Source organism: Streptomyces sp. NBC_01549, from assembly GCF_026339955.1.
In the GTDB taxonomy this organism is placed as follows: domain Bacteria; phylum Actinomycetota; class Actinomycetes; order Streptomycetales; family Streptomycetaceae; genus Streptomyces.
Genome location: NZ_JAPEPW010000002.1, coordinates 1275620 through 1288742, shown reverse-complemented (window position 1 = coordinate 1288742; position 13123 = coordinate 1275620). Strand labels below are relative to the sequence as shown.

13 protein-coding genes and 1 pseudogene are annotated in these 13123 nt (G+C 70.2%); 8 read left to right on the top strand and 6 right to left on the bottom strand.

What is annotated here, in order from left to right:
* Positions 1-43: 43 nt before the first annotated feature.
* The gene (locus tag OG819_RS40625) at positions 44-616 is read left to right on the top strand and encodes a transglutaminase family protein (RefSeq protein WP_266654166.1); all 573 of its coding nucleotides are present in this window, start codon (positions 44-46) and stop codon (positions 614-616) included.
* 22 nt (positions 617-638) lie between these two features.
* The gene (locus tag OG819_RS40620) at positions 639-1331 is read left to right on the top strand and encodes a B3/4 domain-containing protein (protein WP_266426960.1); all 693 of its coding nucleotides are present in this window, start codon (positions 639-641) and stop codon (positions 1329-1331) included.
* Positions 1332-1335: 4 nt separating this feature from the next.
* On the opposite strand, the gene OG819_RS40615 is transcribed toward OG819_RS40620, so the two are convergent.
* Both OG819_RS40615 and OG819_RS40610 read right to left on the bottom strand, forming a co-directional pair.
* Positions 1336-2064, bottom strand: a complete 729-nt coding sequence (locus OG819_RS40615; RefSeq protein WP_266426957.1) for a 1-acyl-sn-glycerol-3-phosphate acyltransferase — start codon at positions 2062-2064, stop codon at positions 1336-1338.
* Positions 2065-2249: 185 nt separating this feature from the next.
* Positions 2250-2666, bottom strand: a complete 417-nt coding sequence (locus tag OG819_RS40610) for a DUF4395 domain-containing protein (RefSeq protein WP_266654165.1) — start codon at positions 2664-2666, stop codon at positions 2250-2252.
* Between the two features lie 75 nt (positions 2667-2741).
* On the opposite strand from OG819_RS40610, the gene OG819_RS40605 reads away from it, so the two are divergent.
* The 4 genes from OG819_RS40605 to OG819_RS40590 all read left to right on the top strand — a co-directional run bounded on the left by OG819_RS40605 (position 2742) and on the right by OG819_RS40590 (position 5936).
* Complete coding sequence (locus OG819_RS40605; RefSeq protein WP_266634982.1) at positions 2742-3155, top strand: thioredoxin family protein; 414 nt, start codon at positions 2742-2744, stop codon at positions 3153-3155.
* Positions 3156-3361: 206 nt separating this feature from the next.
* The gene (locus tag OG819_RS40600) at positions 3362-3892 is read left to right on the top strand and encodes a flavin reductase family protein (RefSeq protein ID WP_266632443.1); all 531 of its coding nucleotides are present in this window, start codon (positions 3362-3364) and stop codon (positions 3890-3892) included.
* 219 nt (positions 3893-4111) lie between these two features.
* Positions 4112-4897, top strand: a complete 786-nt coding sequence (locus tag OG819_RS40595) for an electron transfer flavoprotein subunit beta/FixA family protein (protein WP_266426949.1) — start codon at positions 4112-4114, stop codon at positions 4895-4897.
* 76 nt (positions 4898-4973) lie between these two features.
* On the top strand, positions 4974-5936 hold the full coding sequence (locus OG819_RS40590; protein WP_266654163.1) for an electron transfer flavoprotein subunit alpha/FixB family protein: 963 nt from the start codon (positions 4974-4976) through the stop codon (positions 5934-5936).
* A gap of 62 nt (positions 5937-5998) precedes the next feature.
* Here OG819_RS40590 and OG819_RS40585 read toward each other — a convergent pair whose 3' ends face one another.
* The gene (locus tag OG819_RS40585) at positions 5999-6889 is read right to left on the bottom strand and encodes an endonuclease/exonuclease/phosphatase family protein (protein WP_266654161.1); all 891 of its coding nucleotides are present in this window, start codon (positions 6887-6889) and stop codon (positions 5999-6001) included.
* Between the two features lie 182 nt (positions 6890-7071).
* Here OG819_RS40585 and OG819_RS40580 point away from each other — a divergent pair, with 182 nt between their 5' ends.
* Positions 7072-8376 (top strand): aldolase/citrate lyase family protein, encoded by a 1305-nt coding sequence (locus OG819_RS40580; protein WP_266654159.1) that lies wholly within the window; start codon positions 7072-7074, stop codon positions 8374-8376.
* Positions 8377-8422: 46 nt separating this feature from the next.
* Here the strand turns inward: OG819_RS40580 and OG819_RS40575 are convergent.
* Positions 8423-8641: pseudogene (locus OG819_RS40575) on the bottom strand (hypothetical protein); the annotation flags it as partial.
* A 22-nt stretch (positions 8642-8663) separates the two neighbouring features.
* A complete protein-coding gene (locus tag OG819_RS40570) occupies positions 8664-9728 on the bottom strand; it encodes a LacI family DNA-binding transcriptional regulator (RefSeq protein WP_266632448.1) in 1065 nt (354 codons plus the stop codon).
* A gap of 199 nt (positions 9729-9927) precedes the next feature.
* On the opposite strand from OG819_RS40570, the gene OG819_RS40565 reads away from it, so the two are divergent.
* Positions 9928-10887 (top strand): ROK family protein, encoded by a 960-nt coding sequence (locus tag OG819_RS40565; RefSeq protein ID WP_266588725.1) that lies wholly within the window; start codon positions 9928-9930, stop codon positions 10885-10887.
* An 85-nt stretch (positions 10888-10972) separates the two neighbouring features.
* Here the strand turns inward: OG819_RS40565 and OG819_RS40560 are convergent, their stop codons facing one another.
* Positions 10973-13000: an NPCBM/NEW2 domain-containing protein gene (locus OG819_RS40560; protein WP_266654157.1), complete on the bottom strand. Its 2028-nt coding sequence runs from the start codon at positions 12998-13000 to the stop codon at positions 10973-10975.
* Positions 13001-13123: the final 123 nt, after the last annotated feature.

Below are 13123 nucleotides of genomic sequence, written 5' to 3'. Positions count from 1 at the left end.
AGTCATTGACTCTCGGGTGATCGCATTCCTATGCTCTACGGGCATGGAGCTGATCCAGAACACCGCTGACCTGTCCGCCTATTTGGCCGCCGACGAGGTCGTCGACCATCACCATCCGCTGGTGCGGGAGACGGCCGCGCGGCTCGCCAAGGACGCCGCCGACTCGTATGCCTATGCGCGAGCGGCCTTCGAATTCGTGCGTGACGGCATCCCGCACTCGCACGACTTTGGCGATCTGCGGGTCACCTGGCGCGCCTCCGACGTGCTGGAGCGGCGCACCGGCATCTGCTATGCCAAGGCCCACGCCCTTGCCGCGCTGCTGCGGGCCGAGGGCATCCCGACGGCGTTCTGCTATCAGAAGTTCGACGAGGTGCACGGGCTCGTCGCCGTACGGTTCAACGGCGCCTGGCACCGGCAGGACCCCCGCGGCAACAAGCCGGGGGTGGACGCGCAGTTCTCCCTGGACGGTGAGCGGCTGGCCTTCACGCCCGATCCCGAGTTCAATGAGTTGGACTATCCAGTCCTGTACACTGAACCTCATCCGGCCGTGCTGAGCGTCCTCAAGGCCGCCCCCGACCGGCCGCACCTGTGGGAGACGCTCCCCACCACGCTCTGAGACAAGGCAGGCCAGGCACACCATGACGCTCACACTCACCGTGTCCGACGAGGTGCGCGCTCTCGCGCCTGGTTTCACCCACGTCGCCATCGAGGCGTACGGGCTGGTCAACGGGCCCAGCACCGAAGGCACTTCGGTGCTGCTCGACGACGCGGCCCGCCGGCTCGCCGTACGGCTGGACGGGCGCGCCCCGCACGAGGACCCGCATATGGCGGCCTGGCGGGAGGTCTACACGTCGTTCGGGTCGAAGCCCTCGCGCACCCGCAACTCGGCGGAGGCGCTGGCCAGGCGGGCGCTCTCGGACGCCGGACTGCCCCGGATCAACGTGCTGGTCGACGTCTACAACGCGATCAGCGTCGCCCATCTGATCCCGGTCGGCGGCGAGGACGTCGACCAGGTCCGGGGCGGGATGCGGCTCGTGCGCGCCACGGGCGAGGAGGACTTCGTGACCGTCGCGGGCGGTGAGGAGAGCGTCGAACACCCCGACGCGGGCGAGGTGGTGTGGCGCGACGAGGCGGGCGTGACCTGCCGTCGCTGGAACTGGCGCCAGGGTCCGCGCACCCGGCTCACGGAGGAGTCCACCTCCGCGATCTTCCTGCTGGAGGGGCTGGCGCCGATGCCGGTGGCCGACATCGAGCGCGCGGGAGCCGAACTCGCCGAACTCCTGGAGAAGTTCAGTCCCGGGGCGCGGATCACCGTCCACGCCCCGGTGTGACGGTTCAGCGGGCCTCGGCCGCCTTCACCTCTTCGGGGGTCGGCGCCGTGCCGCCGAGGTGTGCGGGCATCCACCAAGTGTCGTCCGGGTCCTTGGGGCGGACCGGATAGGCGCGCTGCGCGGCCTCCAGGAGCTCCTGGACGCGCTCACGCAGCCGCCGGGTGATGGCGCCCGCGTACTGGTCCTGCGGAGCCTCCACCGGCTCGCCGACCCGGATGGTGATCGGGGTGTGGCTGCGCTTGAAGTTGCGCGGGTGGCCCTTGGTCCACAGCCGCTGGGTGCCCCACAGTGCCATCGGGATCAGCGGGACGCCGGCCTCCTGGGCCATGCGCGCGGCACCGGACTTGAAGCTCTTCAGGGTGAAGGACTGGGAGATGGTCGCTTCGGGAAAGACGCCGACGATCTCGCCGGACCGCAACGAATCCAGCGCGTGCTGATACGCCGTCTCGCCCTGCGTGCGGTCCACCGGGATGTGCCTCATGCCCCGCATCAGCGGACCGGAGATCCTGTGCCGGAAGACCGACTCCTTCGCCATGAAACGCACCAGGCGCTTCTGTGGCAGGGCGGCCAGACCGTCGAAGATGAAGTCGAGATAGCTGATGTGGTTGCTGACCAGCACGGCCCCGCCCGAGCGCGGAATGTTCTCCGTTCCCTTGCAGTCGATCTTGAGGTCCCAGGCCTTGAACAACACTTGGGCGAGACCGACGACGGGACGGTAGACAAGCTCTGCCATGGACGGGGTGGACCCTTTCTCTCTGGTCGGGAAGGGGTCTCCCGGCGGGAAAGTTACGCAGCCGTAGGTTTACGGCATTGCGCAGATGGTGCCCCAAGAACGGACGAGGGGCCAGTCCTGGTGCCGCGATGCGGCGAGATCCTCGTCACGTGTCCCCTGATCGACCTCGGACTTCTCACTCACCGTCACCGGGCGCGTACCGTCACCCGACGTACGAGCACGTACATCTCGCAGCCCAGGCAGTACCCGAACGCCGCGTTGAGGAACGCGGCCGCCAGTGCGCAGCCGGTCGCCGCGAGCCCCAGCCAGTCGGGCCCCGCCGTGAAGCCGATGAGACCCACCACGGCGAACACGAGCCCGACGGCCTGCGCGAACTGCGGCGGCTGTGGCGACTCGAACTGTGCTGGCGGTCCGAGCCGGGGGCGTACGACCTTCCGGAACAGCCAGCCGTACGGAGAGCGCGCCACGCCGCCCGAGGCGCCCAGCGCGAACGCCAGCACCTGCCAGGCCAACAGCCAGGTGCCGCCGGTGATGAGAACGGCCGCCAGTACGACGGTCGTCACGGCCGCACCGAACCGCGGCCCTCTTGCGTCAATGTCCATGAATCAAGCATTCCGTATGAAGGGCGGTTCACGAACCCGGGAATCTTTGCGGTCTCGTGAATGCTTGTGCTGGAGATGACCGGACTTGCGGTGTGCGTGGTGGTGCTCGTGGCGGCGAGCGCGTTCGGAGTGCTGCAACGGCGGCGGAACGGGAGGGTGAGAGTGCGCGGGCGTGACGGTGGAAAGCGGCTCGGCGCGGCGGAGTTGGGGGAAGGTCTCGGTGAACGGGCCACGCTCGTCCAGTTCTCCAGCGCCTTCTGCGCCCCCTGCCGGGCCACCCGGCGGGTACTCACCGAGGTGGCCGGCATGGTCCCGGGGGTGCGCCACGTGGAGATCGACGCCGAGGACCGGCTCGAGCTCGTCCGTGAACTCGAGATCCTCAAGACCCCGACCGTGCTCGTCCTCGACGCCGACGGACGGATCGTGCGGCGCGCGACCGGGCAGCCGCGCAAGGCGGATGTGATCGCGGCGCTGGGAGAGGCCGTCTGACCCGTGGCGATCATGGTGAGGCATCTCGCAGATGACCGGACGTACTTGACTGCACGCACCACCTATCGTCAACCTGACCGTATGCCCCCGGAACTCCTTCTCTTCGAGCGTGTCCACGTGGACCTGGCCCGCACCGCGAGTGCGCGCTGTCCGGTCTGTTGAGCACTGACGGACCTGCTCGCTACCACTCGCAGAAGGACGACTCCATGACGGCCACGCCCGACCTGGACACTTTTCGACTCGCCTCTCCCGATGCGCAACTCGCCTCACCCGACCTGCTGCGCTCCGTCTTCCGGCAGCACGCGGCCGGTGTCGCCGTGATCACGGCCCAGGGCGACGGGGGCCCCGTCGGCTTCACCGCCACCTCGCTCACCTCGGTCTCCGCCGAGCCCCCGATCGTCTCCTTCGGGGTCGGCGTCGGCGCCTCCAGCTGGCCCGCGATCTCCGAGTCCGACCACGTCGGCATCCACATACTCGGCGAGCACCAGCAGGAACTCGCCGCCACCTTCGCCCGCAGCGGCGCCGACCGCTTCGGCGCGCCCACCCGTTGGCGTAAGGGCCCGGAAAGTGTTCCCGTCCTCGACGACGTGCTGGCCTGGCTCGTCTGCCGGGTCGTGGCGCGGGTGCCGGCCGGGGACCATCGCATCGTGCTGGCCGAGGTCGTCCTCGGTGCCCCGTCGGGGGCGGGCCGTCCACTGCTGTACCACCAGGGACGCTTCAACGGCCTGCGCGACTGAAGCTACTCGCCGGTCCTACCGGTGAGTCCTACTCGCCGGTTACGCAGCGTTGCCAAGGTCACAGTTCAAAGCGCTTGCTTAGTGGGCAGGAACTGGGTGTACTGGCGAGTAATATTTCGTTCGGAGCGCGGGCCGCCCCGACCGGGATCGGCCGCTTCAGGCGCCTATGCTGCCTGAAAGAAGGCAGCCCAGAAATGACGATGCAGTAGGAGAGCCGGCGTGAGCTTGAGGATCGTTGTCACTGTGAAGTACGTGCCCGACGCCACTGGCGACCGGCACTTCGCCGATGACCTGACCGTGGACCGTGACGACGTGGACGGTCTGCTCTCGGAGCTCGACGAATACGCGGTGGAGCAGGCGCTGCAGATCGCCGACGAAGCGGACGACGCCGAGATCACCGTGCTGACCGTCGGCCCCGAGGATGCCAAGGACGCGCTGCGCAAGGCGCTTTCCATGGGTGCGGACAAGGCCATCCACGTCGAGGACGACGACCTGCACGGCACCGACGCGATCGGTACGTCGCTGGTGCTCGCGAAGGCGATCGAGAAGGCCGGCTACGACCTGGTCATCTCCGGTATGGCCTCGACGGACGGCACCGCCGGTATCGTCCCCGCCCTGCTGGCCGAGCGCCTGGGCGTCCCGCAGGTCACCCTGCTCTCCGAGGTCTCCGTCGAGGACGGGGTCGTCAAGGGCCGCCGTGACGGCGACAGCGCCTCCGAGCAGTTGGAGGCCTCCCTCCCGGCGGTCGTGTCGGTGACCGACCAGTCGGGTGAGGCGCGCTACCCGTCCTTCAAGGGCATCATGGCCGCCAAGAAGAAGCCGGTTCAGTCCTGGGACCTGGAGGACCTCGAGATCGAGGCGGACGAGGTCGGTCTCGAGGGCGCCTGGACCAAGGTCGACTCCGCGACCGAGCGCCCGGCGCGCACCGCCGGCACGATCGTCAAGGACGAGGGCGAGGGCGGCAAGCAGCTCGCCGAGTTCCTCGCGGGCCAGAAGTTCATCTAAAGGCCCGTTCGAGGCTCGTCGAACCTCCACTCGCTGACCGCCCCTCATCTTTCGTAAGCAGGAGAGAAGAAGTCTCATGGCTGAAGTTCTCGTCTACGTCGACCACGTGGACGGCGCCGTCCGCAAGCCCACCCTGGAGCTGCTGACGCTGGCCCGCCGCATCGGTGAGCCCGTCGCCGTCGCCCTCGGCTCCGGTGCCGAGGCCACCGCCGCCGCGCTCGCCGAGCACGGTGCGGTCAAGGTCCTCACGCACGACGCCGCCGAGTACGCCGACTACCTGGTCGTCCCGAAGGTGGACGCCCTGCAGGCCGCGTGCGAGGCCGTCTCCCCGGCCGCCGTGCTCGTCCCGTCCTCCGCCGAGGGCAAGGAGATCGCGGCCCGCCTCGCGGTCCGCATCGGCTCCGGCATCATCACCGACGCCGTCGACATCGAGGCCGGCGACGAGGGCCCGGTGGCCACGCAGTCCGCGTTCGCCGCCTCCTTCACCACCAAGTCCCGTGTCGCCAAGGGCACCCCGGTCATCACGGTCAAGCCGAACTCGGCCGCCGTGGAGGCCGCCCCGGCCACGGGCGCCGTCGAGGCCCTCGCGGTCTCCTTCTCCGAGAAGGCCACCGGCACCAAGGTCACCGCGCGTACCCCGCGCGAGTCGACCGGCCGTCCCGAGCTGACCGAGGCCGCGATCGTGGTCTCCGGCGGCCGTGGCGTCAACGGCGCCGAGAACTTCTCGATCATCGAGGCGCTCGCCGACTCCCTCGGCGCGGCCGTGGGCGCCTCGCGTGCCGCGGTGGACGCCGGCTGGTACCCGCACACCAACCAGGTCGGCCAGACCGGCAAGTCCGTCTCGCCGCAGCTGTACATCGCCTCCGGCATCTCCGGCGCGATCCAGCACCGCGCCGGTATGCAGACGTCGAAGACGATCGTGGCGATCAACAAGGACGCCGAGGCGCCCATCTTCGACCTGGTCGACTACGGCGTGGTCGGTGACCTCTTCGAGGTCGTCCCGCAGCTCACCGAGGAGATCAAGACCCGCAAGGGCTGATCGAGTCCGGCTCCGGCCGTACGAGGCCCCCGTGACCGCCCGCGCGGTCACGGGGGCCTCGCTCATGTCAGGCTCAGTGAGGCCTGTACGGGCAGATGGTCGCTGGGGAACTGGCCGTCCACCGAGAAGGTGTTGACGGCCGCCCGGTGCACGGGCACTCCGGGTCCGACCAGGATCCAGTCGATGCGGTCGCCGTCCGGCGTCAACGGCTGGTAGCCGTGGAAGGTCCCGTAGAGCGTGCCGCGCTCGGCCGCCGTGTCCCAGGTGTCGACGAGCCCGGCGCCCAGCATCGCCCCGTACACCGGGTTCTGGTGGGCGACGGCATTGAAGTCGCCGGTCACGACGAGCGGCAGAGCGCGGTCGAAGCGTGCGATGCGTTCGGAAATCAGACTCGCGGCACGCATGCGCGCGTACTGACTCGCGTGGTCCAGATGGGTGTTGAGGGCGTAGAACTCCCGTGCGTCCCGCAGGTCGCGGAAGCGGACCCAGGTGACGATGCGGGGGAAGGCGGCGCCCCAGGTGTTCGAGCCGATCAGCTCGGGGGTGTCGGAGAGCCAGAAGCTGTCGTGCTCGACCGGGGCCAGCCGGCGGGTGTCGAAGAAGATCGCCACCGACTCGTCATGGCTGCCGCCCTTGCGGCCCGTGCCGATCCAGTCGTAGTGCGGTCCGAGGTCGGATCCGATGTCACGCAGTTGCTGGTAGACGCCCTCCTGGGTGCCGATGACGTGGGGCGACTCCTGGCGTAACAACTCGCGCATCACCGGGCGGCGCACGGCCCAGCTGTTGGGCTCGGCGGTGCTCGCGAAGCGCAGGTTGAACGTCATGACCTCCAGACGGTGGCCACCGCGTCGGCTGGCGGAGGCGGACGCCGTGGTGAGCAGGGGTATGGCGACCGCGGCGGCCACCACCGTCCGCAGGCCCATGCGCCGGGTCACTCTGTGGGTGTTCGACATGTGTGATCCCCTCCCCTCGGGGCCAGCATGAGGGGTGTGCCCCGTGACGCGAAAGAAGGCGTGGGGCAGGAGTACCCCCGACGGACCACGCCGCGGACAGGTGTTGACCACCGGGAAGCACCATGGATAACTTCACTCTGCGGATTGTTGATTCCGTGGAGCGGAAAGCTGGAGGGTGTGGGATGGGTCAGGGCCAGCAGGAGCACGTGGCGACGACCCTCGCGGGCGCCGTCAGCGAGGAGATCAGCGCCTCTCTCGCCCCGGTCGACGCCGAGCTGGCGCGGCGTTACCCAGGAGACCCCGGCACCCGCCAGCCCGTCCACACCGTGTACGTCCCCGGCGACGTGTTCGCCGCCGACACCATCCGCTCCTGGGGCGACCGGGCCCTCGCGGCCCTCGACGAACACGCCCCCGACGCCGCGTCCTTCGCCGCCGTCCTCGGCCTCACCGACGACCTCGCCGAGCCCGTGTACGACCGCGTACGGGCCAAGCTGGAGCGCGAACCCGTCGAGGACCTGCGGGTCGACTTCGAGGACGGCTACGGCCCGCGCCCGGACGCCGAGGAGGACGAGGCGGCGGCCCGCGCGGCCCGACTGATCACCGAGGCGTACGAGAACGGCACGGCTGCCCCGTACATGGGCATCCGCATGAAGTGCATGGAGGCGCCGGTACGAGACCGGGGGATCCGTACGCTCGACATCTTCCTGACGGGACTGATGGAGGCGGGAGGCCTGCCCGGGGGGCTCGTGCTGACCCTGCCGAAGGTGACGTACGCCGAGCAGGTCACGGCGATGGTGCGGCTCCTGGAGGAGTTCGAGAAGGCACGCGGCCTGGAGCCCGGCCGCATCGGCTTCGAGATCCAGATCGAGACCAGCCAGTCCATCCTCGCGACCGACGGCACCGCGACCGTCGCCCGGATGATCCAGGCCGCCGAGGGCCGCGCCACCGGTCTGCACTACGGCACCTTCGACTACAGTGCCTGCCTCGGCGTCAGCGCCGCCTACCAGGCCAGCGACCACCCGGCCGCCGACCACGCCAAGGCGATCATGCAGGTCGCCGCCGCGGGCACCGGCGTACGCGTCTCGGACGGCTCCACCAACGTCCTGCCGATCGGCCCCACCGAGAAGGTCCACGACGCCTGGCGCCTCCACTACGGACTCACCCGCCGAGCCCTGGCCCGCGCCTACTACCAGGGCTGGGACATGCACCCCGGCCACATCCTGACCCGCTACGCCGCCGTCTTCGCCTTCTACCGCGAGGGCTTCGAACAGGCCGCCGCCCGCCTCGCGCGCTACGCCAGCCACACCGACGGCGACGTCATGGACGAGCCCGCCACCGCCAAGGCCCTCAGCAGCTACCTCCTGCGCGGCCTGGACTGCGGTGCCCTGGACATCGCGGAGGTGGCGAGGGCGACGGGTCTGACGAGGGCGGACCTGGAGGGTTTCGCCGTGCCGAGGCGCGGCGATCTGACCATCTCGGCGAAGTAGAGCGCCCCGAAAGGGGCACGGGACTGTGACACTGTGCGGCTCCGCCGCGAGCCCGCGTGCAGAACTCCTCCCGCGTCTCCCCGAACAACTCGCGCAGCCGCGCCGACCCGGCGAGGAGCGAGGCGAGCAGCGGGCGCTCGCCGGGGTGCGGGCGAGGTGTACCGGAGCCGTTGTGGAGCACTCCGCGGCGGTTGACGTACAGGTAGGCGCCCGGCACGTGGAAGGGCGACGCGGACACATATCCCATGAGACTCACATGGAGTGCACGGGTCCGGCTCGGCCACGGCTCAGTCCGCGGGCGGCAGTTCGCCCGAGCCGCGGGTGATCAGACGGGTCGGGAGTTCGATGCGTTCCGGGGTGATGAGGGTGCCCTCCAGCTGGCGGAAGAGGCGCTCGGCGGCGGTGCGGCCGAGGGCGGCGGCGTCCTGGGCGACCACGGTGACGCCGGGCTCGAGGAGGTCGGCGAGCTCGATGTCGTCGAAGCCGACGAGGGCGACCGGCCGGCCGCGCTCGGCGATGACACGGACGACCGTGACGGTGACGCGGTTGTTGCCGGCGAAGACCGCGGTGACGGGAGAGGGGCCGGACAGCATGTCCTCGGCCGCCTTGCGCACCCGCTGCGGGTCGGTGACGCCCAGGGACATCCAGTCGTCCTCGACGGGTATGCCCGCCTCCTCCATGGCCGCCCGGTAGCCGCGCAGCCGCTCGGCGGCGGTGTGGATACGCGGCATGTCGCCGATGAAGCCGATCCGGCGGTGGCCGTGGGCGATCAGATGGGCGACGCCGTCGCGGGCCCCGCCGAAGCTGTCGGACAGCACCACGTCGGCGTCGATCTGTCCCGCCGGACGGTCCACGAACACCGTGGCGACGCCCGCCTTGATCTCGGGCTCCAGATAGCGGTGGTCATCACCGGCCGGGATGATCACCAGCCCGTCCACGCGGCGTGCGCACAGGGCGAGGGCCAGCTCCTGTTCGCGGTCCGGGTCCTCGGCGCTGGAGCCGTTGATGAGCAGCGCGCCGTGGGCGCGGGCCACCTCCTCGACCGCGCGGCTGAGGGGGCCGTAGAAGGGGTCGGCGAGGTCCTCCAGGACGAGGCCGATGCTCGCGGTGCGGCCCTTGCGCAGGACCCGGGCGCTGTCGTTGCGGCGGAAGCCCAGCGCGTCGATGGCCTCCTGGACGCGGCGTTCGGTGTCCGGAGTGACGCCGGGCTCACCGTTGACGACTCGCGAGACCGTCTTGAGGCCCACCCCGGCTCGTGCCGCCACATCCTTCATGGTCGGACGGTTGCCGTAGCGGTTCTCGGGTCGGCGGGCGGTCTCTGCCACGATGCGCTGTCCTGTCCTGTCGTCCACGGTTCCCGTCGTCCACGGGTCCTGTTGTTTACGGGGGCGCGGCGGTCCATGGAGGTGTATGAGGATGTGGCGTCGAGCATAGAGCCTGGACAACGTTGTCAGATGCGGGAGACACTGTCCACCGCATTCTCCGGCCTGCGCCCCCCACCGCGAGACCGGTCTGCCCCTTTCACCAGGTTCACCGGGAGAACTGACACTGATGCACACCGACCTCGTGGCCGCGCTCGACATCGGCGGCACCAAGATCGCCGGAGCGCTGGTGGACGACCACGGCCGCATCCTTCTGCGCGCGCAGCGCGCGACGCCCGCGCGGGAGGACGGCGACACCGTGATGGGGGCCGTCGAGGAGGTGCTCGGCGAGCTGACCGGGTCACCGCTGTGGGGCCGTGCGGGGACCGTCGGCATCGGCAGCGCGGGCCCGGTGGACGCCTCCGCGGGCACCGTGAGCCCGGTGAACGTGCCGGGCTGGCGCGACTACCCGCTCGTCGAGCGGGTCCGTGCGGCGACCGGGGGCCTGCCGGTCGAGCTGATCGGCGACGGGGTGGCCATCACCGCCGCCGAGCACTGGCAGGGTGCCGCGCGCGGCCACGACAACGCGCTGTGCATGGTGGTCTCGACGGGTGTCGGTGGCGGACTGGTCCTGAACGGTCAGCTGCACCCCGGCCCCACGGGCAACGCGGGCCACATCGGGCACATCAGCGTGGACCTCGACGGTGACTCCTGCCCGTGCGGTTCGCGCGGTTGCGTGGAGCGCATCGCGAGCGGTCCGAACATCGCGCGGCGGGCGCTGGAGGGCGGCTGGCAGCCGGGGCCCGACGGCGACACCTCGGCGGCCGCGGTGGCCGCCGCGGCGCGCGAGGGCGACCCGGTGGCGGTGGCCTCGTTCGAACGCGCGGCGAAGGCGCTGGCGGCGGGCATCGCGGCGACCGCGACCCTCGTCGAGATCGACATCGCCGTCATCGGCGGGGGAGTGGGCAAGGCAGGGGACGTGCTCTTCGCCCCGCTCCGCAAGGCGCTGGCCGACTACGCCACCCTGTCCTTCGTGCAACGGCTGACCGTGGCGCCCGCGCTGATGGGCACGGACGCGGGTCTGGTCGGCGCGGCGGCCGCCGCACTCAGCAGGCAGCCGAGCGCGACCGCGGAGCGGGTCGCGGGCTGAGAGCCACCCCGGGCCGCCGTTGATCGGTCGGGGCCGGGTCGCCGCCCGCTGCCGAGCCGGAGGAGACCCCGGCTCGGCGCACCGATCAGCAGGTCAGCTGGGCGTTCGCCCAGTCCGCGTGGTCCGAGTCGACACCGTCGCCGCCGTCGGTGACCACGAGGCGGACCACCTCGGCGCCGGTCACGTCGGCCGAGACCGGCTGGGCCGGCATCGCGTTGGTGAGGACCCCGGTCGAGGCGACCAACGTGCCGTCCGCCCAGATCTCGAACGCGACCGTACCGTTGGCGCCCTTCTCGTCGTCGACGCCGACGTCCGCGGTGACGGTCCGGCACCGTTTGCCGGTGTAGTACTCGACGGCGCTCGGGGCGTGCGCACCGAGCCCCTTGGCGTAGACGACACCGCCGAGAGTGATCGGATGACCGTCACCTGCGGCGCTCTCGCCGTTACTGGTGTTGCGCTCGACCGGCCCGAATCCATTGGTCGTCGACAACCAGGGCAGGTCGCCGAGGTAGGAGACGCCCGACGGGGGAGCCGCCGCCACCGACACCGTCAGCGGGAGCACGCTCGTGGCGTGCGTCCCGGTCGGTGAGCGGTACGTGGCCTTGAGCGTCAGGTCGTACGATCCCGGGGCCGTGCCCTCGGGTGCGGTGACCCGCCACTTCGTACGCAGGGAACGGCCCGTGCGTACCGTGCCCGCCGTGGTCGGTGAGGTGGCCGCGACCGTCCATCCCGTCGGCCCGCTCAGCGCCACCGAGATGCGCCTCGCGGACGTACGGCCGAGGTCGGTGACGTACGACGTCAGGGAGACCGGCTTGCCCGCCTCGACCAGCTGGCTGCCGTCCAGGCCGAGTTCGACGGCGGGCGGGTTCTTGGCCCAGTGGCGGTCGGCCGAGACACGGACGAGGACGGTGCCGTGTGCGGGGACGGTGGCGGAGATGGCGCCCGCGGTGTTGTAGCTCCGGCGCTGCCACAGGTCGCGCAGGGTGTAGGCGGGGGCGGCCGGCAGTCCCACGGCCCGCGCGGTCGTGGCGATGTGCTGGGCGCTGCCGGTCTCGTTGAACAGTGCCACCGCTTGGCTGCCGTCCTTCATCTCCTTGGCGACGACCCAGCGCCCGCCCTCGGAGGAGAGCACGGTCCCCTGCTTGCCCAGCGGGTCCTGGTCGACCGCGATGACTTCCTTGTTGTCGAGGATGTCGAAGGTGGCCGGGGACGCCTTGCGCAGGTCCGAGCCGATGAGGAGCGGAGCCGCCATGACCGACCACATCGAGAAGTGCGAGCGGTACTCGGTGTCGGTCATGCCGCCGTTGCCGACCTCCAGCATGTCCGGGTCGTTCCAGTGACCGGGACCGGCGTACGGGGCGAGGGGCAGGTTCTGCTTGAGGATCGACAGCATCGAGCCCCAGCTGTCGTTGATGTCACCGGTCGTGCGCCACAGATGTCCGACGTCCGAGGCCCACTCCCAGGGCTTGTTCTCGCCCCATTCGCAGAGGCTGTAGACGATGGGCCGCCCGGTCGCCTTCAGCGCGTCCCGCATGGTCGTGTAGCGCAGCTTGGCGTCCACGCCCTGGTTGTTGCAGTTGTCGTACTTGAGGTAGTCGACGCCCCAGTCCGCGAACTGCCGGGCGTCGCTGTACTCGTGGCCGAGGGCCCCTGGGAAGCCGACGCTGTCGCACGTCTTCGTGCCCGCGCTGGTGTAGATGCCGAGCTTGAGCCCCTTGGCGTGCACATAGTCGGCGACCGCCTTGATCCCGTTCGGGAAGCGCGCCGGGTCGGGCACCAGCTTGCCGTCGGCGTTCCGGTTCGGCAGGGCCCAGCAGTCGTCCAGATTGACGTACTGGTACCCGGCGTCCTTGAGACCCTTCTCCACGAAGAGGTCCGCGATTCCCTTGACCATGCTCTCGTTGAACTCGGCACGGCAGTGCGTGGAGTTCCAGTTGTTGAATCCCATTGGAGGGGTGAGCGCGAGGCCGCCGGTCAGGGCCGGGGTCGCGGGGGCGGCGGGGGTGGGGGCGGCCAGGGCCTCCGGGGCGGCCAGGGCGGTCGTACACAACAGGGCCGTCGTGAGTGCTCCGACCACTCTTCGGCGGGTTGTGCGGGTGTGAAGGTGACGCATCGTCACGTTCCTCCGAACTCGCGAAAGATAGGATGACATCATGTCCGCGACAAGGGTGCGCGCTTACGGTAGGACCTGTCCAACTCTGTTGGAAGAGAAGTGGTAACGGTTGTTCGATATCCC

Coding starts and splice junctions, on each gene's coding strand:
- OG819_RS40615 (WP_266426957.1), bottom strand. CDS start 2,064: ATGGCAGAGCTTGTCTACCGTCCCGTCGTCGGTCTCGCCCAAGTGTTG.
- OG819_RS40625 (WP_266654166.1), top strand. CDS start 44: ATGGAGCTGATCCAGAACACCGCTGACCTGTCCGCCTATTTGGCCGCC.
- OG819_RS40590 (WP_266654163.1), top strand. CDS start 4,974: ATGGCTGAAGTTCTCGTCTACGTCGACCACGTGGACGGCGCCGTCCGC.
- OG819_RS40605 (WP_266634982.1), top strand. CDS start 2,742: ATGACCGGACTTGCGGTGTGCGTGGTGGTGCTCGTGGCGGCGAGCGCG.
- OG819_RS40585 (WP_266654161.1), bottom strand. CDS start 6,889: ATGTCGAACACCCACAGAGTGACCCGGCGCATGGGCCTGCGGACGGTG.
- OG819_RS40580 (WP_266654159.1), top strand. CDS start 7,072: ATGGGTCAGGGCCAGCAGGAGCACGTGGCGACGACCCTCGCGGGCGCC.
- OG819_RS40560 (WP_266654157.1), bottom strand. CDS start 13,000: ATGCGTCACCTTCACACCCGCACAACCCGCCGAAGAGTGGTCGGAGCA.
- OG819_RS40610 (WP_266654165.1), bottom strand. CDS start 2,666: ATGGACATTGACGCAAGAGGGCCGCGGTTCGGTGCGGCCGTGACGACC.
- OG819_RS40600 (WP_266632443.1), top strand. CDS start 3,362: ATGACGGCCACGCCCGACCTGGACACTTTTCGACTCGCCTCTCCCGAT.
- OG819_RS40565 (WP_266588725.1), top strand. CDS start 9,928: ATGCACACCGACCTCGTGGCCGCGCTCGACATCGGCGGCACCAAGATC.
- OG819_RS40620 (WP_266426960.1), top strand. CDS start 639: ATGACGCTCACACTCACCGTGTCCGACGAGGTGCGCGCTCTCGCGCCT.